At 37.6% G+C, this 21,046-nt stretch carries 21 protein-coding genes; 11 read left to right on the top strand and 10 right to left on the bottom strand.

Features of this window, described 5'->3' with window-relative positions; all coding sequences use genetic code 11:
* From OQX62_RS01340 to OQX62_RS01310, 7 genes are all read left to right on the top strand, one after another.
* The gene (locus OQX62_RS01340) at positions 1-801 is read left to right on the top strand and encodes a hypothetical protein (RefSeq protein WP_265829506.1); all 801 of its coding nucleotides are present in this window, start codon (positions 1-3) and stop codon (positions 799-801) included.
* Positions 801-1,679, top strand: coding sequence for a glycosyltransferase (locus OQX62_RS01335; RefSeq protein WP_265829504.1), 879 nt, complete (start codon positions 801-803; stop codon positions 1,677-1,679). The genes OQX62_RS01340 and OQX62_RS01335 overlap by 1 nt, the downstream gene beginning before the upstream one ends.
* Positions 1,680-1,699: 20 nt before the next feature.
* Positions 1,700-2,881: a glycosyltransferase gene (locus OQX62_RS01330; protein WP_265829502.1), complete on the top strand. Its 1,182-nt coding sequence runs from the start codon at positions 1,700-1,702 to the stop codon at positions 2,879-2,881.
* Positions 2,881-3,708 (top strand): glycosyltransferase family 2 protein, encoded by an 828-nt coding sequence (locus tag OQX62_RS01325; RefSeq protein WP_265829500.1) that lies wholly within the window; start codon positions 2,881-2,883, stop codon positions 3,706-3,708. The genes OQX62_RS01330 and OQX62_RS01325 overlap by 1 nt, the downstream gene beginning before the upstream one ends.
* A gap of 90 nt (positions 3,709-3,798) precedes the next feature.
* Positions 3,799-4,761 carry a glycosyltransferase family 61 protein gene (locus OQX62_RS01320; RefSeq protein ID WP_265829498.1) on the top strand — a complete coding sequence of 321 codons (963 nt, stop codon included), beginning with the start codon at positions 3,799-3,801 and terminating at the stop codon, positions 4,759-4,761.
* A gap of 14 nt (positions 4,762-4,775) precedes the next feature.
* Positions 4,776-5,687, top strand: coding sequence for a glycosyltransferase family 2 protein (locus tag OQX62_RS01315; protein ID WP_265829496.1), 912 nt, complete (start codon positions 4,776-4,778; stop codon positions 5,685-5,687).
* A 12-nt stretch (positions 5,688-5,699) separates the two neighbouring features.
* Positions 5,700-6,680, top strand: coding sequence for a glycosyltransferase (locus OQX62_RS01310; RefSeq protein ID WP_265829494.1), 981 nt, complete (start codon positions 5,700-5,702; stop codon positions 6,678-6,680).
* Here the strand turns inward: OQX62_RS01310 and OQX62_RS01305 are convergent.
* Positions 6,667-7,527 (bottom strand): hypothetical protein, encoded by an 861-nt coding sequence (locus OQX62_RS01305; RefSeq protein ID WP_265829492.1) that lies wholly within the window; start codon positions 7,525-7,527, stop codon positions 6,667-6,669. The genes OQX62_RS01310 and OQX62_RS01305 overlap by 14 nt on opposite strands.
* Before the next feature lie 265 nt (positions 7,528-7,792).
* Here OQX62_RS01305 and OQX62_RS01300 point away from each other — a divergent pair, with 265 nt between their 5' ends.
* A complete protein-coding gene (locus tag OQX62_RS01300) occupies positions 7,793-9,046 on the top strand; it encodes a glycosyltransferase (RefSeq protein WP_265829490.1) in 1,254 nt (417 codons plus the stop codon).
* Positions 9,047-9,097: 51 nt separating this feature from the next.
* On the opposite strand, the gene OQX62_RS01295 is transcribed toward OQX62_RS01300, so the two are convergent.
* The 4 genes from OQX62_RS01295 to rimP all read right to left on the bottom strand — a co-directional run bounded on the left by OQX62_RS01295 (position 9,098) and on the right by rimP (position 14,979).
* Positions 9,098-9,994: a glycosyltransferase family 2 protein gene (locus tag OQX62_RS01295; RefSeq protein ID WP_265829488.1), complete on the bottom strand. Its 897-nt coding sequence runs from the start codon at positions 9,992-9,994 to the stop codon at positions 9,098-9,100.
* Between the two features lie 70 nt (positions 9,995-10,064).
* Positions 10,065-13,121, bottom strand: a complete 3,057-nt coding sequence (gene infB / locus OQX62_RS01290; RefSeq protein ID WP_265829487.1) for a translation initiation factor IF-2 — start codon at positions 13,119-13,121, stop codon at positions 10,065-10,067.
* Between the two features lie 155 nt (positions 13,122-13,276).
* Complete coding sequence (nusA, locus tag OQX62_RS01285) at positions 13,277-14,512, bottom strand: transcription termination factor NusA (protein WP_265829486.1); 1,236 nt, start codon at positions 14,510-14,512, stop codon at positions 13,277-13,279.
* Between the two features lie 2 nt (positions 14,513-14,514).
* Entirely contained in the window at positions 14,515-14,979 is a 465-nt protein-coding gene (gene rimP, locus OQX62_RS01280; protein ID WP_265829484.1) for a ribosome assembly cofactor RimP, read from the bottom strand.
* 365 nt (positions 14,980-15,344) lie between these two features.
* On the opposite strand from rimP, the gene OQX62_RS01275 reads away from it, so the two are divergent.
* Positions 15,345-15,635, top strand: coding sequence for a hypothetical protein (locus OQX62_RS01275; protein ID WP_265829482.1), 291 nt, complete (start codon positions 15,345-15,347; stop codon positions 15,633-15,635).
* A gap of 12 nt (positions 15,636-15,647) precedes the next feature.
* On the top strand, positions 15,648-15,989 hold the full coding sequence (locus OQX62_RS01270; protein WP_265829480.1) for a phage holin family protein: 342 nt from the start codon (positions 15,648-15,650) through the stop codon (positions 15,987-15,989).
* Positions 15,990-16,329: 340 nt separating this feature from the next.
* Here OQX62_RS01270 and OQX62_RS01265 read toward each other — a convergent pair whose 3' ends face one another.
* Both OQX62_RS01265 and OQX62_RS01260 read right to left on the bottom strand, forming a co-directional pair.
* Positions 16,330-17,286 carry a hypothetical protein gene (locus OQX62_RS01265; RefSeq protein WP_265829478.1) on the bottom strand — a complete coding sequence of 319 codons (957 nt, stop codon included), beginning with the start codon at positions 17,284-17,286 and terminating at the stop codon, positions 16,330-16,332.
* The gene (locus tag OQX62_RS01260; RefSeq protein ID WP_265829476.1) at positions 17,283-17,579 is read right to left on the bottom strand and encodes a hypothetical protein; all 297 of its coding nucleotides are present in this window, start codon (positions 17,577-17,579) and stop codon (positions 17,283-17,285) included. The genes OQX62_RS01265 and OQX62_RS01260 overlap by 4 nt, the downstream gene beginning before the upstream one ends.
* A 241-nt stretch (positions 17,580-17,820) precedes the next feature.
* On the opposite strand from OQX62_RS01260, the gene OQX62_RS01255 reads away from it, so the two are divergent.
* On the top strand, positions 17,821-18,093 hold the full coding sequence (locus OQX62_RS01255; RefSeq protein ID WP_322973685.1) for a phage holin family protein: 273 nt from the start codon (positions 17,821-17,823) through the stop codon (positions 18,091-18,093).
* Between the two features lie 355 nt (positions 18,094-18,448).
* On the opposite strand, the gene OQX62_RS01250 is transcribed toward OQX62_RS01255, so the two are convergent.
* From OQX62_RS01250 to panC, 3 genes are all read right to left on the bottom strand, one after another.
* Positions 18,449-19,588, bottom strand: a complete 1,140-nt coding sequence (locus OQX62_RS01250; protein ID WP_265829475.1) for an acyl-CoA dehydrogenase — start codon at positions 19,586-19,588, stop codon at positions 18,449-18,451.
* A gap of 122 nt (positions 19,589-19,710) precedes the next feature.
* A complete protein-coding gene (panD, locus tag OQX62_RS01245; protein WP_265829474.1) occupies positions 19,711-20,061 on the bottom strand; it encodes an aspartate 1-decarboxylase in 351 nt (116 codons plus the stop codon).
* 46 nt (positions 20,062-20,107) lie between these two features.
* Positions 20,108-20,947 carry a pantoate--beta-alanine ligase gene (gene panC / locus OQX62_RS01240; RefSeq protein ID WP_265829473.1) on the bottom strand — a complete coding sequence of 280 codons (840 nt, stop codon included), beginning with the start codon at positions 20,945-20,947 and terminating at the stop codon, positions 20,108-20,110.
* Between the last annotated feature and the right edge of the window lie 99 nt (positions 20,948-21,046).

The raw sequence follows: 21,046 nt of genomic DNA, 5'->3' as shown, positions 1-21,046 counted from the left end.
ATGAATAATTTAATCGATATATCCAGGTCTGTTAAGTCGCCAGAATATCCTTTTGAATTTTCAATTTGTACGCTGGTAACCCGAAAAGATGAGTATTCCGAGATGCTGGCTACTTTTATTAATAAAGGTTTCAGCACCGAGAATTGTGAGTTTTTATATATCGACAATAGTGAAGGTTGTACTTTTGATGCTTACAAGGGTCTAAATCAATTTTTACGCCAATCTAATGGCAAATATATTATTATATGCCATCAGGATGTACTGATTCATAAAGATGATTTCGATGCTCTGAAATCGCGCTTAAATCAGCTTGATCACATAGATCCCAAATGGGCTGTTTGTGGCAATGCAGGTGCTGCCGGCCCGAATCATATTGTTTACCATATTACCTACCCCAATGGTCCTCTAAATAGTAAAGGTAAATTCCCCCTGGCGGTGAATACGCTGGACGAAAATTTTCTATTGGTTAAGAACGAAGCGAGTTTAAGCCTGTCCAGCGACTTAACAGGCTTTCATCTATATGGAACGGAATTATGTTTGCAAGCTAGTATTAAAGGCTACTCCGCGTATGTAATTGATTTTGATCTGACGCATAAAAGCAGGGGTAATCCCGACAAAGACTTTTATAAGACCCGTAACGCGCTTATTAAAAAATATAATCATTTTTTCAGAAGTCGCTGGTTACAAACCAATATCACCGTATTCCATCTTTCAGGCTCCTTAATCGGCAGACTGATGGGAAATCCCATATCGTTGTTTTTTGTGAGAATGTATAATGGTTTTAAGAAAAAGACCAGCTAATGGAACCAGCATTAATTTCAATTGCGGTATGTACTTATAATGGAGAAAAATATCTCAGAGAGCAATTAGACTCACTTACTGAGCAGGATTATCCAAGCTTAGAAATTGTCATTGTGGATGATTGTTCCAGTGATGGTACTTACACTTTATTGGAACAGTATCAGCAAAGAAATGATCAGATCAGGTTGTACAAAAACGAGGAAAATTTAGGCTTTAACAAAAATTTTGCACGAGCACTTTCGCTCTGTAAGGGTAGTTTTATTGCCATAGCAGATCAGGATGATATCTGGGATTTACATAAAATATCCCTGATGATGGCCAGCATAGATGATAACCTCCTCCTATACCACGACTCAGCAATTATAGACCATAATGGATCTCTTACAGGAAAGATGTCTGATGGTCATCGTTTTGTGAAAGGACAATGTACCGCTTACCTACTTTACAATAATTCAATTTCTGGCCACGCCTGCTTTTTTAATAAAGAGCTTTTATCACACACAGGCCCATTTCCTGAAAATATGTATTACGATTGGTGGATGGCTTATACAGCAGCATGTCTAGGTCGCCTTGATTTTATAATGGATACACTGGTGTATCATAGGAGACACCTTTCAAACTCTACAGTAAAAGATACCATAAATGATAAAGACAGGAGAGTCAGAAACCTGAACATATTTCGTGATCACCCTCTCAATCCAAAAGAAACTGAATATTTAATCAGTAAACTTTTGCATGCCTACCAATTATTACTGAATACCACTTTCTCCTTTTACTTGTGTTATTTATTGATAGCTAACTCGGAAAAAATATTTTACACCAGAAAGAAGTCGTTATTTTCACGGATAAAATTCATTATCAAAGAGAGTCAAAGTTAAACGCATCCTAACTCATATCAATGATTAAAAATATAGTAAAGAATATAGCTCAGCTACTAAGATTTCCCAAATCTTCTGAAAATCATAAATTGTCATTTTCTGAAGATTCCAAGGTGAAGACATTATTAGTTATAGACGATTATGTGCCGTATTATGATAAATCATCCGGATCAAAAAGATTATTTGAGCTGTTAAAATTATTCAGGGAAATAGGATTTAACGTGATTTTTTTTCCTGAAGATGGAAAAGCAACTTTGCCATACTATGATGACCTTAAAAGGATGGATATAGAAGTGCTTATCAGCACTCCTGCTGTTAAAAACATAGCGCTCCTGAAACAACGTCTTGATACAATAGATTATGCATGGATATCAAGGCCTGCTCTTAATCACAAATACCAGAAACTGCTGCGTAGGAAAACAAAAACAATATTCGATACGGTGGATCTTCATTATCTGAGAATGCTGCGTCAGGCAGAAAACCATAACGATTCAAAGCTAAAAAAGAAAGCTCTAAAAACGAAAAAACTGGAATTGGGACTTGCCGTCTCTAGTAATGCAACTATTGTTGTTACTGAAATTGAAAAAAATATATTGGCCGAAGAAGGAATAAAAAATGTTACGGTAATTCCAAATGTTCACGAAACAGTTCAAATCCTAAATCAGGTTCCCTTTCCGGAGAGGAAGGGGTTGTTATTTATAGGAGGCTATAAACATGACCCTAATATAGATGCAGTAAAGTGGTTAATTAATGATATTATGCCAATGGTCTGGCATAAATTAGGTGATATTCCTGTTTATTTATTAGGTAGTGATCCATCTGCTGAAGTCCTTGCGCTTGCCTCAGAAAAAGTCATTGTTCCAGGTTATCTCAATGATGTATCTTCATACTTTCTTAATAGCAGAGTTTTTATTGCACCATTAAGATATGGGGCAGGTATGAAGGGAAAGATTGGTCAGAGTCTTGAATTTGGTTTGCCAATTGTTTCCACTGCCATAGGACTTGAGGGGATGAATTTAACAGACGGGCTTAATGTACTAAGCGCGGATGACAGTTTGGAATTTTCCAGGAAAATCATTTTATTATATAATAATGAGGAGTTATGGTCAAAAATAAATAAGGCAGCCTATGATTCAATTCAGAGTTACTCTCCCGAAAACGTAAAAGCCCAGCTTAAAGAATTATTTACAGCTATTATATAATGAATGCAAAAAAAATAAGCATCATAACTGTCTCTTATAATAATTTTGCAGGTCTGCAGAAGACCATAGAGAGCGTAATTAAACAGGAATTTTCAGACTATGAGTTCATTATTATCGATGGTAATAGTACTGATGGCAGTAAAGAATTATTAGAAAAATATGAAGATAAGCTAACATATTGGGTAAGCGAGCCAGATAATGGGATTTACCATGCAATGAATAAAGGGATTAGCGTGTCCAGAGGTCAATATATATTATTCCTCAATAGTGGAGACAGTCTGCATGACAATCAAGTATTAAGTACTGTTACTCATAAAATAAATGGCAATTACGGAATTTATTATGGCGACATTATTTATGAGGAAGCTGACAAAAAAAACAAACGGAGCTTCCCCAAACAGCTGACATTCCAGTTTTTTGTTGAACATAACATTTCACACCAGGCCAGTTTCATTAAAAGATCACTTTTTGAAGAAATATTTTTTTATAATGAAGGTTTCAAAATAGTGTCTGATTGGGAATTCTTTATCTATGCTATATGTAAAGAAAATGTGCCTCACAAACATTTAGATTTTATTGTTACGGACTATGATGCCACTGGCATATCTTCAAACGTTGAAAACCATGCCCAAATGCATAAGGAAAGAAACATTTCCCTCAAAAAGTATTTCCCGGCATTTGTAGCAGACTATCAGCAAATCTCCCAAATAAAGGAGAAGAGAGTACAACAATTTTTTATTATAAAAGAAAATCGTGTACTTTGGAAGATCCTTAAAGCGTTTATGACAATGCTTGTTCTATTCCTTCCAGCAGGCAGGAAGAAATAAATATTGTAAAAATGTGAGAGCAGTTAAGATAATATGAGCTTCGAAACAATTGTACCATCACGTCGGGAAATAAGAATACAGCCAAAAAACATGTTGAACGAGGATTTATTCCTTTTTGAACATGAGCTTTCACTTGATATCAAAGAAACTGTAGTATTGCGCTTAATAAATTCGGATATTTTAAGAGAGGTCATTTTTAATCTGCAGAATTGTAAATTTTATGAACAATTTAGCCGAACCAAAAGCGCTGATAAAAAACGGATTTTTAAAAAAATAAGTCTTTATTTCCGCCCTTTTCAAAAGCTGGATAAAGCAATATGGATTACTGATGAATTTAGTTCAGAATACTTTCACTGGTTCACAGATGCATTAACGCGTTTGTTTGCATTGGAAGAAACGTCCTATTTGAATAGTAGAGATACTAAAAAGAATAACTTCAGGATCATTCTTCCTGAATCATACAAAACCAAATCATACATTCGAGATACACTTGAAATTTTGAATTACGATGCGCATTACTATGTTCCTAATAAAAGACTCCGTATTAAAGAACTAATTTCCTGTTCTCATACCGCACCAACCGGAAATTTCAATTCAGAATTGATCAATAAAATCAGAGATAGATTTTTAATCCCCAAAAAGATGCCGGATAGGAACATCTACGTTAGCAGAGAAAAAGCCTCCCGCCGAAAGATCCTCAATGAACAGGAAGTGATAGAAACACTGAAGCAATTCAATTATGAGATTCATTATTTCGAAGATTATAATTTTAAAGAGCAACTCGGTATCATGTCTGAGACTAAATCCCTGATAGGCTTGCATGGAGCTGGGCTCACAAATATGATGTTCATGCATAAAAAAGGAAAAATCCTTGAGTTGAGGAATGAAGGCGACAGCCACAACAATTGCTACTTTTCTTTATCGTCCGCACTAGATCATGATTATTATTATCTGTCTAACAAAAGCGATCATAAAGATACGTTTTCCGCAAATATCACCGTCAGCATTCCCGCTTTAGCAAAAGCGATAGAATTAATGACTGGTGATCTTTAAATTTATATAATATCATGTCCAGAGTTTCAGTTATAGTTCCAAACTACAATCATTCCAAATATCTTGTCCAGAGAATTGAAAGCATATTAGCACAAACCTATCAGGATTTTGAGGTACTGATTTTAGATGACTGTTCAACTGATAATAGTAAAGAAATAATTGAGAACTACAGGAACAATCCAAAAGTCTCCCAAATCATATATAATGAGAAAAATAGTAGAAGTCCGTTTATACAATGGAGAAAGGGCATTGAAGCATCACGGGGAGAATATATCTGGATTGCGGAGAGTGACGACTGGTGCGAGGCAACTTTACTTGAAGATCTTATAAAAGGAATCATTAAAGACGATAATTGCGTAATCAGTTATTGCCAGTCTTCCTGCGTTGATGAAACTGGAAAAATTATTTTCCAGTCGAACCATCACCATTTGTCCGAATTAATAGATGGCGCTGAATTTATTGAAAAAAATATGTCATTGCAGGTTTCCATCTTTAACGCTAGTATGGCTATATGGAAAAAAGAGAAATTTAAAGAGATCACTAATGATTATACCAATTTTAAATTTTGTGGTGACTGGCTGTTCTGGATCAGCCTGGCGAAACTTGGAAAAGTGCACATTAGCGGTAAAGTGTTAAACTATTTTAGGAAACATGATAATGATGTAAGCGGTAAGGCATACAAGAGTGGTTTAAACTTCCTTGAAGAGCTGAAAATACTGAATACCATCTTCCTGGAAGGCCTAATATCCGAACGCATCTACTACAGGGCATTTAAGCAAAAATATTTTATATACTTAAAAGTGAGACACTCAATTGAAAAAATAAATAAAGCCGAAATACAGTTGTTATTTGAGCAATGCCTTACCCCAAAATTCAAACCTCTTTTGCTGAGGGCATCAGCATTCTGGAAAAAAATCAAAAGATAATCGAAAGCATACATGAAAAAAGGGATCACAGTTATTGTTTGTACCTATAATGGGGCCTTGAGATTACCAGAAACCTTAGCACATCTCGCTGCCCAATCATTTAATCAGACTATTAGCTGGGAGATTATTGTAGTAGACAATGATTCTACAGATGACTCAGCCGTAATAGCCAAAGAGACATGGAAAAAATACAGAGTGTCCAGCAGTGTGCCATTCAGGGTGATACGAGAAATAAGACAGGGAAAGATATATGCTCTGGAACAAGCCTTTTCTCTCGCAGAATTTGAGTACAGTATTATCTGCGATGATGATAACTGGCTTGATAAAAATTATGTTGAACGGATGTATGCTATCCTGGAGGAGCATCCTGAGGCCGGAGCAGCAGGTGGAGACGGTATTGCTGTTTCTGAAAACGGGAAATTCCCAGATTGGTTTCAAGATTTTGAAGAGGGATACGCCGTTGGTAAACAAGGAACTGTGGCAGGCGATATATCCTCTCGCGGACATCTATGGGGAGCCGGAATGGGTACGAGGACAAAACTCTACCAGCAAATGTATTCTAATTTTCCGTCTTTGCTCGTGGGCAGAATGGGCGGTAAACTTACAGCAGGAGAAGATTCTGAATATTGCCAAAGGCTGCTGTTAAAAGGTTATACTCTCTATTATGACCCTTGCTTAAGGTTTCAGCACTACATGTCTTTAGCGAGGCTTAATTTAGCTTATAAGGCTAAATTGTTTGATGGCTTTAAAGAAGGGAATAAGATTTTGGATAAATATTATCTAGCCAACCGTATCAAGCATAAAATATATCAGAGACCGATAAAGAAAATAAGCCTCTTATTTCTTTCCCCATTTAGAATTCTAATTTCTGCAACAGACAAAAAAGAGAAAGAACTAGACGTTTTTACGCTACTAACGTCATTAAGTATCCGACAGAATAGTGTAATGGGGAAAATTAAACGATTTATTAATACTGATACTACCTCGATTTAAGCTTCATCCACAACCTGGACAAGAGATTTTTCTTTTTTGCAGCTGGTGGGTTTATGCCGCGGATATCACCCAAATTAGGAGAGTCGAGGATAGCATTTAAATTTCCTTTAATGTAATGCAGATTCGGCCACGTAGATGAGTACAAAGGATGAAAGTTTGACAGGCAGTTATAATTGAATTCATCAATAGCATTCCATAATTTATAGAAGCTATTCACATTAAAATCATTTTTATGGCTCCAGTTATTTAGCTTTTGCTGAATCTCTTCCGGGCTTCTGGCCCAACTCTGATGAAGAACGAGATCATTCCAGTGTATATGAATATTTCCTGATGTATTGTTTCTGGCCAAATCATAGACCGGGTTGTTAGTTGCGAAACTTAATGTCTCCAGCGACTCATTGATTAACAAAAATCCAGAAGGCAGTTCTTTAAATAAAGTAGCCACACTACAATATACCGTTGTTGGAAGTTCAGTATCGTAATTATTGAGCTTTGCAATAAATGCTGAAAAATCTACAAAATACTCATCAGAATCAATCTGAATGTACCAGTCAGCCTTTCCCATAAATTTCCCCAGCATATTTCTTTCTCTCGTATCACATTGCATGGGGGTTAAGTCGGCAACATAAAATTTATCTTGATAAATCCTGATCTTTCGGTCTTTGTCAAATTGAGTGATCCAATCCCAAAATTCATCTTTTATTGTAAAATTTTCTCCTGACCATGTGAGACGATCAGCATCTATCGCAAAAAATATTTCATCAGCAAAATCATACACCCTTGAAAGTGACATTTTAACGAATTCATAATCATAGGAAATAAGATAGCCGATTTTTAAAGTTTTCATTGGAGAATATATGATATTAATTGCGATAGACCTTTCTCCTGCACTTTTTTAAGGAGGCAGGTATTGAATACAACGACAACAAATATATCCATATAAATAATATTTTACATGCATTTCTAAGTAATCCGCAATTAAGTTATAATATTAATAAAAGAACATACCTTTGCCAAGCTTAGCGATTAGCACTATTCGGAATATAATTTATCGGGTAGACATATTGTTCCAGTATAGATAATAGATAGAAAATTCATTTTTGAGTTTAAATATGAAAAAGATAAAAGTTGTAGAAGCCGTAAATCAGTTGGGACTAGGAGGTACAGAATATGCCCTACAGTTATTCAGTAAGTTTTTAGACAAAGATCTATTTGATATTAGTGTTGTTGCTTTTCTAAGCGGTGGGGAAAGGGTTAATTTAATTGAAGCTCTCGGGATTAAGGTAATTGTGATTAACGGAGACTATGATAAGATGGCTGAAATTCTTCGTGAAACAGATGTATTTCACTGGCATGGAAACGGGCTTCTGGATCACAATCTTTTTAATATTATCAGAAACAACAGGCCTAAAGTAATTATACAAACCAATGTTTTTGGGTTGTATGAAGACTCACCTTTTTATGATCTTATTGATTATGATCTTTACATATCAAAAATGATTCTGGTACGAAGGATGAATCTAGATAGAAATCTTCAAGATAATTTCATTTCCAAAAGGAAAGTATTACCCTATCCTGTTGATGTTGACCATATCAATTCTTTAGCTCCAGATGACAATAAATTATTAGCCTTTAAAAATCAGCATAATTTAAATAACTATTTTATTATTGGCCGGGTTGGAAGAGCAGACGATCAAAAGTTTGACTTAATCACGTTAGACGGATTTGCTTCTTTTTCCAAAAAGGTTAACAATGCCAGATTTTTATTAATAGGCATTACTCCACGTATAAGAAAACATGCTGAAGAGCTCGGGATTTCAGAGAAACTGATAATATTTGATACAACTTCAAACATTCAGGAGTTGTTGTACTATTATAAAACAATGGATGTTTTTCTTGCGGCCAGCCAGATAGGGGAAAGCTTTGGAATGGTGATGGCAGAGGCAATGACTGTTGGCACGCCGGTAGTCACCATTAGTACTGAAGAAAGAGACAACGCACAAATTGAGGTAGTAGACAACGAACAAACAGGCCTCGTTGTCAAAAGAAATAAGAAGAATATAGCTGCTGCCCTGATGTTTTTGTACAATGATAAAAACAAGCATGCCGAGTTATCAGCTGCCTCGAAACTGAAGATAGATACGGCATATAAGGCTCAAAAAATTGTAGAAAGTCTGGAGCATCTAATTCTAAGTCATCTACAGATTCCCGTTTCAGGCAGAAATACCTTAATTACACCGCTTTCAAAAGATACTATACTTGATTATCATTCAAGATGCGCCAATCTTTATGGGAAAAATAGAGTATCGAAATGGTTCAACTTGTTTTTAAAGCACCGAATAAAAACAGGAATAAAGCTAAATTAAGTATTTTATTAATCCTGTTTTAACAAAAAGGACTACAGGATCGCAAGTTCATCATTGAAAAAACCATGAAAACCAGCTTTTCTTCTCAATTCGGGGAGTAGCTGAAATACTCCTAAAAAAGTTCGCAAACGCCAAATAAGCCTCCTCATCTGGAATAGTTTTAGTTTCGACATCAATAGCCACCCCAGATAATATAACGTCATACAGATTACTTACACCACAATGAGAACCACTGGCATCGTGGCCTATATTCCCGACCAAAGATGAGCCCGGATAAAGTGTTAATTTATCCGCAAGAAAGGCGGAGGCATACCATCTTATATCCCATTCTTTAGTTTCACCATTGGCCTGTCTTGTTAATGCGCCAATGTAGTCATATGTATTATTAAAGTTAAAATCAGTCTTAAGTTTTTCGTCCGTAAACTGGTCTAATAATTTCCTGCCATCAATTTCCAGTAAGTCCCAGCCTCTTTTCCAGGTAGCCCATCCCCAGCAGTCAGCGCCCTTTAAAAAGAATACTTCTTTTAATTTTTCCTTGACGGGATAGGTATAACCATGGATTGATATTACCTTTTCTTCATTCTCATAAAAATCTAAGGCGTCATTCATGTACTTCAAAAACCAGGGAGAAGTGACGAGATCATCTTCAAGTACAATCACCCTACCTTTTTCATTTATGATCTCCGTTACACCCCGAACAATGTTCTCATCAACACCCAGATTTTTCTCACGAAGCTCAATATGCACACTCCTGAAGCCGCGGATGGTGTTTAAATATGACCTTAACTCATCAACAGCAATTTTGGCCTCACTATTCTTTGCTGCATCAGAATAAATATACAATTCACTCTCAGCTGCGAGAAAATTCTGTTGCAGTGCTTCAACAGTCTTTTTTGTGTGTTCAAGCCGATTGTAAACAAATAGGATAATCGGAGCAGTAGATTTCATAAATAATCATTGACAAAGAAAAAGCCGCTGCAAATTGCAACGGCTCTTGATACTATATGTTGTTGTAAAATTACAACTTCCTTTTTACTTCTACCTGTTCGTAAGCTTCAACGATATCACCTACTTCGATATTATTAAAGTTCTGGATATTCAGACCACACTCGTAGCCTCTTGCAACTTCTTTCACGTCATCTTTATAACGTTTCAATGAAGCAAGTTCACCTGTGTAAACTACCACACCATCTCTAACGATACGGATCTTACTGTTACGTGTAATTGTTCCATCCAATACCATACAACCTGCAATGGTACCCACTTTAGTAATTTTGAATGTATCTCTGATTTCCACGTTTGCAGTGATTTTCTCCTGGAATTCAGGAGCAAGCATACCTTCCATCGCCGCTTTGATCTCATTGATCGCATCGTAAATGATAGAGTACAAACGAATATCGATTTGCTCAGCCTCAGCAAGCTTTCTCGCACCTGACGATGGACGAACCTGGAAACCGATGATAATCGCATCAGAAGCCGAAGCTAACAATACATCAGACTCAGAAATCTGACCCACTGCTTTACTGATGATATTGATCTGGATTTCTTCAGTTGACAGTTTCAATAATGAATCCGCAAGGGCTTCAATTGAACCATCCACGTCACCTTTAACAATCAGGTTCAGCTCTTTAAAGTTACCAATTGCTAAACGACGGCCAATCTCATCCAGTGTGATATGTTTCTGTGTTCTCAGTCCCTGCTCACGCATCAATTGTAAACGTTTGTTTGCGATCTCTCTCGCTTCAGACTCATTCTCTACAGCATTGAATTTATCACCCGCTGTAGGTGCACCCTGCATACCCAATACCTGTACCGGTACCGATGGACCTGCCTGATCAACTTTCTGACCACGCTCATTGAATAACGCTTTTACACGACCGCTGTAACTACCTGCTAAAATCGGATCACCTACTCTCAGGGTTCCTTTCTGTACCAGTACAGTAGTTACAATACCACGCCCTTTATCTAAAGTAGCTTCAATTACACTACCTGTAGCACGTTTATTAGGATTAGCTGTTAATTCTAATAATTCAGCTTCCAATAATACTTTATCTAAAAGCAAATCTACATTCAATCCGCTTTTACCCGAGATTTCCTGTGACTGGAATTTACCACCCCAATCCTCTACCAAAATATTCATGATCGATAATTGTTCACGAATCTTATCAGAGTTTGCTCCCGGTTTATCAATTTTTGTGAAGGCAAAGACTAAAGGAACGCCTGCAGCCTGAGCATGGGCGATTGCTTCTTTTGTCTGAGGCATCACAGCATCGTCTGCCGCAACCACGATAATCGCGATATCCGCAACTTTCGCACCACGCGCACGCATCGCTGTAAAGGCTTCGTGACCAGGTGTATCTAAGAAGGTTACTTTTTTACCCGTAGGCGTAGTTACCATGTATGCACCAATGTGCTGCGTAATCCCACCCGCTTCACCAGCTACAACATTCGCTTTCCTGATATAATCCAGTAACGATGTTTTACCATGATCGACGTGACCCATGATCGTAACCACCGGTGCTCTTGGAACTAAATCTTCCGGAGCATCTGCTTCTTCAACTATACTGTCACCTTCATCATCCGGTTTAACGAATTGTATTTCGTAACCAAACTCATCAGCAACAATAGTTAGTGTTTCTGCATCCAGACGCTGGTTAATGGAAACGAACATACCCAGACTCATACATGTACCGATAATTTTGGTAACGGGTACATCCATCATGCTGGCCAATTCGTTTGCAGTAACAAATTCTGTTACTTTTAACACTTTGGATTGCGATTCCAGTTCCATTGCAGCTTCTTCGGCCGACAAAGCAACGTCATCACGTTTACCACGGCGAAGTTTCGCACGCTGAGCAAACTTACCAGATTTACCAGCTCCGCTTAAACGTGCAAGAGTTGCTTTAATCTGATCCTGTATTTCTTTTTCCGTAGGTTCTTCTTTAGATCCGCCTCCAGGTGCTCCCGGTTTGCTGTTTCTAAAGTTAGGCCTGTTGGCTGTATTGTTAGTATTGTTCCTGAAATCAGGTCTGTTGGTAAATGTTGGTGCTCCGGCAGGTTTTGCAGGAGTGGCAGCAGTACCCCCCGGCTGACCGGCAGGAGATTGGTTACCACCAGCTGACTGGTGCTGTCCAGGTGCTCCCGGAGTTTTTTTACGCTTACGCTTTCTTTTCGCATCATTGCTGTCAGCAGATGAAGCAACAGGTTGCGATTTACGTTCAGGCGTTGTCGGCAAGACAATTTTACCAATAATGTTTGGTCCGGAAAGTTTCACCGAACGTGCTTTGATTACCTCAACTTCATCAGGCTTCTCAACTTTTGGTGTAATTACTTCTTTAACCGGCTCTGCTTTAACAACAGGTGATTCCACAGGTTTAGGTTTTTCTTCTATTTTAATATCCTCCACAGGTTTAACAGCTTCAGGTTTTGCAACCTCAGCTGGTTTTTCGGCAACCGGCTGCTCTACAGGTTTAACTTCTTCCTGTACAACTTTAGGTACTTCCGCAATAACTTCTGCAGGCTTCTCTTCAGCTACAACCGGAGTTACCGGAGCTGCTGGTTTAACCTCTTCAGGAGTTTGAACTTCTTCTTTCTTAACAGGCCGTGTTTTTGAGTTTAAATCGTCAAGATTTATCTTCCCAACAATTTTAACACCTTTTAATGTGCCTTCTTCAACCTTTTCAGGTTCCTTTTCTGCTGTAACTTCCGCAGAAGGAACAGCAACTTCTTCCTTCTGTTTCTCAACTGGAGGAGGAGTGTAGGAATGAAGGTTTTTGATTAAAATACCTTCGTTTTCAAATTCTACATTTTTTCTAGGCGCCTCAGCAACTTTCTCAGTTACCTCAGGCTCATCACGACGAATTTTACCTATAACAATTTGATTGGCTTCTTCCTTTACGATTTTATCTCCCTGAAACTCTTTCAATAATGCATTATACATATCGCGGGAGAGTTTTGTAGTGGGTTTATTCTCAACAGAAAAGCCTTTCTTTTCCAAAAACTCAACGGCCGTAGCTATCCCTACGTTAAGTTCCTTAACTGCTTTGAATAAAATTATTGGTTTGTCGTCTGACATTGATTATCCTATTTTTTTCTAATTCTTATACAAAAGTAACGTTTATTCTTGTTTTTTCATCCGTATATATTTGTTTTTTAACGGTTATGAAGCACTGTGAAATTAATTGATGCTTTTTGGGCTATAATTTCATAGTTGCCTCACCAAGTCAACGCTTATTCAAATTCTGACTGTAATATACTGATAACTTCTTTAATAGTTTCTTCTTCCAGGTCAGTTCTTTTTACCAGCTCATCAACAGATAATGCCAATACACTTCTCGCTGTATCACATCCGATTGCTTTCAGCTCGTCAATGATCCAGCTATCGATTTCATCCGAGAATTCTTCGATATCCACATCTTCATCTTCTTCACCAGCTTCACGGTAAACATCAATTTCATAACCAGTTAATTTACCGGCAAGTTTAATATTATGTCCACCACGGCCAATAGCCAAAGAAACCTGATCAGGCTTCAGATAAACTGCAGCATGTTTAGTTACATCATCCAGCTTAATTGAAGTAATCTTGGCAGGACTTAATGCCCTTGTGATATACAATGATACATTGTTTGTAAAATTGATTACATCAATGTTTTCATTTTTAAGCTCTCTCACGATACCATGGATACGTGATCCTTTCATACCCACACAAGCACCTACCGGATCAATTCTGTCATCATAAGATTCTACAGCAACTTTAGCGCGCTCTCCGGGTTCACGAACAATTTTCTTGATGGTAATTAAACCATCAAAAATTTCAGGAACTTCGATTTCGAACAAACGCTGTAAAAACTCAGGAGCAATCCTGGAGATAATAATCTTTGGTGTGCTATTCATCATATCCACCTTTAAGATTACCGCACGTACAGTATCACCTTTCTTGAAATAATCTGCTGGTATCTGTTCAGTTTTAGGCATCATTAACTCATTGCCCTCATCATCCAGTACCAAAGTTTCTTTTTTCCAAACCTGGTAAACTTCTCCCGTTACGATCTCTCCAACTCTGTCCTTATATTTCTTAAAGATCTCGTCTTTCTCTAATTCAAGTACTTTAGATACTAAAGTCTGGCGTGCAGCTAAAATAGCCCTTCTACCGAAACTTTCTAAAGTAATCTGCTCTATGTAGTCGTCACCAACTTCCATATCTGCATCCAACAACTTCACTTCTGCAAGTTCAATTTCAAGATCATCGTCTTCAGAAAAGCCATCTTCCATTACTTTTCTTGTACGCCAGATCTCTAAGTCACCATTGTCAGGGTTAACAATTACATCACAATTCTCATCAGTACCATATTTCTTACGCAACATACTGCGAAATACCTCTTCCAGCACACTGATCACCGTAGGACGGTCGATGTTCTTGAATTCTTTAAATTCTTGAAATGAATCGATTAAATTAATATTACTCATTTTTATTTAAATGAAATTAAAACCTTTGTTTCTATTATATTACTAAAGTCCAGACTGGTTTCAACCAATTGTGCTTTCTTACCTTTTTCTTTCACCTTTGCCTCGATTGTAATTGATTGCTCATTTACTCCAAGCAATTTTCCTTCTTTAATATCGCCGCCTGCAAGCTTAACACTTACTTCACGGCCAATATTTTTCTCGTACTGCCTTTTTAATCTTAAGGGCTCTCCTACACCAGGGGAAGAAACCTCTAAATTATAAGCTTTCTCTATGGCATTTTCTTCTTCAAGATGAAAACCAACATGTCTGCTTATCGCTGCACAATCCTGTATGCTTATTCCTTCATCACCATCAACATGAATAATAAGCTTGTTGTTAGGCAACATCTTTACCTCAACCAAAAACAACTCCGGTCTGTCCGAAATTTTTTCTTCTACTAATTCTATGACTCTCTTCTCTGCTTGCATAAACCAATTTGTGGATAAAAGAAAAGAGGGGACATCTGCCCCCTCTTGCCCCTCTATTACAGCGCAAATGTAAGCAATTTATTTCAAAAATAAAAACAAATCAGATATCTAAATATAAGTAACACCAGTATTTATGAATAATTCAATTTTGTTTTTAATATGGCTAACCGGCATGAAATACCAATTATTCCTCTTTTGATGAACCCACACCTTATCAACGTTTTAAAATTACCTCCCGAGGCTTTACACTAGGATTTAATTTTCCGCTGAGCAGCATCCCCGAGTTTGCGAAACTTGCATTAAGATAAGTCACCACCAGATAGTCGGAACCTCGTATAAATGGCTGTTGCGGCAAAAAAGTAATCGTGCTGTCACTTATCCGGATTTTCCCCTGCAAAGGCAATTCCATTCCTGTTGAATCCTCCTCTGCAGGCAATCGAGAGACAGAAATCAATTGGGAGAAGGAGGAATCTATACCCGGCGTATTGGCTACCTGTAATATGCCTGCAGGATTTATATTCGAAAATACGATTGATGTGCTGTCTGATGAGAAGCTAATCAGAACTGGCTTATTATTTGCAGACGAACATGAAATTAAACAAGCTGTCCCAATTAATATCAGGGATACTTTAACCAAACACTTAATCATTTTATAAAACTAATCAATTATGAGATTTATCATTGAAATTTTATTGATGGGCTTAGCGATGCTGCTCGGTTCTTATCTTGTTCCCGGTGTACATATTGCCGGTTTTGGAGCGGCGATCATTGCAGCGGTGCTAATTGCATTGGCGAATGCAACTATAGGATTTGTATTAAGACTGCTCACTTTCCCTATTAACTTCCTTACACTGGGCCTGATGTCATTCATCATTACCGTATTGATGATTTTATTAGTGGATAATCTGATGACAGGGTTTAATACCAGTGGATTTTTTGCAGCAGCAATCCTTGCTATTGCGGTAGCGCTGATTAAAGCGGTATTTGGCGCTATTGCGGGGGACGACTAAATAGACAATAAGCGGCAGACCTCCGGGAGGCTTTTAATAATCCTATGGTTTGCCACTGCTGGCTACATACTCGCTTAGCCCATGCTTTCTTTAGCACGCGAAAGCGTGGGCTGAGCATAGAGGCATTAATACGCTGCCCACTTAAAACTTCCTAATCTCCTATCCTAGAGGCAGAGTCATGTACATGCAGCACATTTGCGAATGAAGAGACAGCAATTATCAACAATAATTTGCCTTGCCGAAAAATCTTTTACAAAAAAAATAATTCCAGGAAACTTTATCTAAAATGACGCAGCCTCCTAGAATTATTTACACAAATTCCACTTTTGATTTTTTTAGTTTACCTGAATGTCACGGGATGACTACTAACTCCATTTTGCGTTCCCGTACTCCCTAGAACATAGCACATTGTAGTTGTGCCATTTTGATAAGTATAGTAAAAAACAAAATTTCCATCGTCTTGTAATGCATAAAAAGCATTAGTCCCTAAACTAGCTGCACTATCATTTCTGCCACTAGACCAATCACTTCCAGTATCAAACGTAACACCCTTATAGAGAACTAAATTTCCATCCTTTTGGAAAAATAGAGATTTAGGTTTTTCTCCAACATTCACATTTGAAGTGCTCCACCATAGAGCCTTAGTACCATTTTTATATAAAACAAGATTACCGTCAGTCTGTAAAGTGAGGCTATATATCATATTAGGCGAATATATTATTTGACCAACAACTAAAGCAGGAATTACATTATTAGGATAAATTTTAGTGCTAGGAATAGACGGAAAGCTATAATTTAATGAGATCCAACGCTTCAAACCATTAGGAATCCCAGTTTGAACATTAGTTATTGGATAATTGACGCCCGAATAAACATCTTCCCACTTTTGACTTTGAGTATTGTAACGGTGGAGTTTCAAGTACAAAGAACCATAATAACTTCTTACAGGAATTAAAGTAGTTTGATTTATTGTTACTACCCCCCTATCACGCCAACTGCTTTCAGTGACGGTAATTGGTGAAGAAACATCCACATCACCTTCTCCTGTTCGCATAATCAATGTAAAAGTACATTCCCCATTCTCATAAACAAAGCCTGCCCCCGGCAAAATTGTTCTTGACAATTCTATCCCCCAAAAAATCTCTCTGCCTGTCGCAGGATTTACATAAACTGTTCCATTTTCAACATACTGGCTATTGATAACAAAAGAAGACAGAGATACATTTGCTCTACAGAAAGATACATTCGCCATTACTATAACAGCAAATAAAATCATAAATTTATTTAGAAATTTCATTGAGCAGTTTCATACTTAAGTTTATATTCATTCGCACGGTCGTATTGAGCCTGAACACTATCTCTATTGAACTTATGTTCTCTGATGATATAATTCTTACCAGAAGTAACAATCTCCTGCTTATCAATACCTAACGATATTGATAAAAATTTTAGAACTTTATCATCATCCGATTTATTAATACTAACCACTTGATTCTCTAAATCCGAACCATTGTTGGTTTCTTTCTTACATCCAAAGCTCATGGTCATGAACAGAAGAGCAAAAGCTAAATAATTAAACTTTTTATCCATTTTACATTTTTTTTAACGAAAATACAGGAATAATTTTTAAACTAAAAATTTTTATACAAATAATTTTCATAAAAAAATGAATAACACAAACTGTTAATATTAAAAAAAATTTAAATAACAAAACTTATAGATTTACAATTTTAAAAGTCATAATACATTTTTATCATAGTTCAATTAAGTAGTGGTAGTAGCTAGTAAATACTAAAGAGAAATATCTATCTGTTGAAAGATATAAACACCCATAAATATTCTCACTTTTAGATTTCCTGGTATTACAGCAGAACATATTGCATTAGCTCACGCAACTATAGGATTTGTTTTAAGACTGCTCACTTTTCCTATCAACTTCCTTACACTGGGCCTGATGTCATTCATCATTACTGTCTTAATGATTTTATTAGTGGATCATCTGATGACAGGGTTTAATACCAGTAGATTCTTTGCAGCAGCAATCCTTGCTATTGTAGTAGCGCTGATCAAAGCGGTATTTGGCGCTATTGCGGGGGACGAATAGAGAAAGGTACTACGAACCTATGACGAAGGCATAGAAAATCTGTTTTACACCGGATCTTCTATTGTATTTCTCCGCAGGATCCGTACCCCATCCGTACCTGATCTGTATGTTTACTGTACCTCTTATTTACCATTTAGGTACAGATAGAGTACAGTTGGAGTATACTTTGGGCACACATCCTACGGAGAAATGTCGGAACAATACAGAATCAAAATGAGTGCACCTTACTTCCACTTCAGGTGTGAAGCACCATTGAGACAGGTGACAGGAAGTTTGTAAAAACAACTACGTTTTAAACCAAAAAAACCGCATCACATATTTGTGTTGCGGCTTAAAATAATATTTAGAAATATAGCTACCGGAGAATCTCCCTGGATATCACCAACTGCTGGATCTCTGATGTACCTTCATAAATCTGTGTAATTTTGGCATCCCGCATCAGTCGCTCAACATGGTATTCTTTTACAAAACCATAACCTCCGTGTACCTGAACAGCTTCAATCGTCACATCCATAGCAACCTTGGAAGCAAACAATTTAGCCATAGAACCTGCTAATGTATAAGAAAGCCCCTGATCTTTTAACCACGCCGCTTTATAAACCAGTAATCTTGCTGCCTCAATCTGAGTTGCCATATCTGCCAGTTTAAAAGCAATAGCCTGATGGTCTGAAATCGGCTTGCCGAAAGATTTTCTTTGTTTGGAGTATTCCAGTGCCAGCTCATATGCCCCTGCAGCAATACCCAATGCCTGGGCAGCAATACCAATCCGGCCGCCTTCTAATGTTTTCATGGCGAATTTAAACCCGAATCCATTCTCCCCGATCCTGTTTTCTTTAGGCACTTTCACGTCATTAAACATCAGGGAATGTGTATCTGAACCCCTGATACCCATTTTATTTTCTTTGGGACCAACGGTAAAGCCTTCCATGCCTTTTTCTACGACAAAAGCATTAATGCCCTTATGTTTTAACGCAGGATCAGTCTGGGCAATGACCAGATATGTTGAAGCTGTACCACCATTGGTGATCCAGTTTTTTGTACCATTCAACAAATAATGATCGCCCTTATCTTCAGCTGTAGTATGCTGAGAGGTCGCATCAGATCCTGCTTCAGGCTCTGAAAGACAAAATGCACCAATCTGCTGGCCAGATGCCAGTGGTTTTAAATATTTTTCTTTCTGATAGTCCGATCCAAAAGCTTCGAGTCCATAACATACCAGGGAATTATTTACAGAAACAACAACAGATGCAGAGGCATCAATTTTAGATAGTTCCTCCATCACCAGCACATAGGAAACGGCATCAAGACCACTTCCCCCAAACTCCTCCGCAACCATCATACCCAGAAAGCCGAGCTCACCAAGCTTTTTAACTTGCTCGGCAGGGAATTTCTGGTGTTCATCTCTTTCAATCACACCAGGTTTCAGTTCGCTTTGGGCGAAATCTCTGGCAGCCTGCCGGATCATCAATTGTTCTTCACTTAGTTGAAATAGCATAATAATTATATTTGGAAAGATACTTTTACCAAATTTAGTATTTCCATTCCGGAAATACTATGGATGCATAGTATTTTAACAAAAAGCTATTGCCTGCAAGCATAAAGAAAGAAAATTCTCGTCTATTTTAGCAGGTGATTGTTGTCATCCGGGAAGACAAGTATAGGATGGTATTTCTTAGCCTCTTCTATAGGAAGGGATCCGTATGACATAATAATTAATATATCTCCTACCTGTACCAGTCTGGCAGTTGCGCCATTCAGGCATACAGTACCCGTTCCACGCTCACCTTTGATTACATACGTCTCGAACCGGGCTCCATTGTTATTGTTAACAATCTGAACCTTCTCGTTCGCAATAATCTGTGCAGCATCCATCAGATCTTCATCTATAGTGATACTGCCTACATAATTTAATTCCGCCTGCGTTACTCTAACACGGTGTATTTTCGATTTTAATATCTCGATAATCATGCTGCAAAGTTAGATAAAGTTTGTGTTGATTCACTGTACGATGTTGTCAATTGAGCATCATGTTATCAATTAACCTGGTTTCACCGACTTTGGCGGCGACCAGCGCCACTAAATTAGGTGTATTCTTATCAGATTCAGGAAGAAGTGTATTTCCGTCTGCAATTGTAAAATAATCCAGCTCAACCCCTTCAGCACTATTGATAATTGCTTTGGCCTCTTCTAATAAATGCGCTACGGGCTCGGAACTGAAATGATCTTTAACATATTGCAGCGCTTTATTTAAAACAAGTGCATGCTGCCTGTCGCTCGCCGATAAGTGTATATTTCTTGAACTCATTGCCAGACCGTCATCTTCTCTGATAATCGGGCAGGAAATAATTTCAAGAGGCAGCCTAAAATGAGCTACCATATTGCGTATCATGAGCACCTGCTGGAAATCCTTCTGACCGAAAAAGGCTAAGTCCGGATCTACTGCATCAAAGAGTTTCTTTACAATTTGTGTAACTCCCTGATAATGCCCTTTTCTGAATTCACCTTCCAACAGAAATTCTGCATCACCTAAGTCGATATGCCAAACTTCAGGCCCGGGATACATCTCTTCAACAGCGGGCATAAATACGAGATCACAACCCGCTTCCTGTAACATTTCAATATCATGTTGCAACGGTCGCGGATATTTCTCCAGGTCTTTTGGATCTGTAAACTGTGTTGGATTCACAAATATGCTGCACACAACAATATCAGCATATTGCTGTGCAATTTTGATCAAAGAAACGTGTCCTTTATGCAAAGCGCCCATAGTAGGCACCAAAGCAATTTTTTTTTGAGCCACTTTATGTGACTGCAGCAACGTTTTTAACGCGGCTATAGTGTTTATAACTTCCAAATCAGGATTTAAAATTTCGGAGTGCAATTTGGTTATTTATATAATGCGAACAAAACATCTTGGCAAGATATTGATAAATTTGAATAAAATGCTTACCTT

It is taken from the genome of Pedobacter sp. MR2016-24, assembly GCF_026239655.1.
Classification (GTDB): Bacteria; Bacteroidota; Bacteroidia; order Sphingobacteriales; family Sphingobacteriaceae; genus Pedobacter.
The sequence above is the reverse complement of the archived record's forward strand: the minus strand, read 5'-3'. Positions and strand labels throughout refer to the sequence as shown.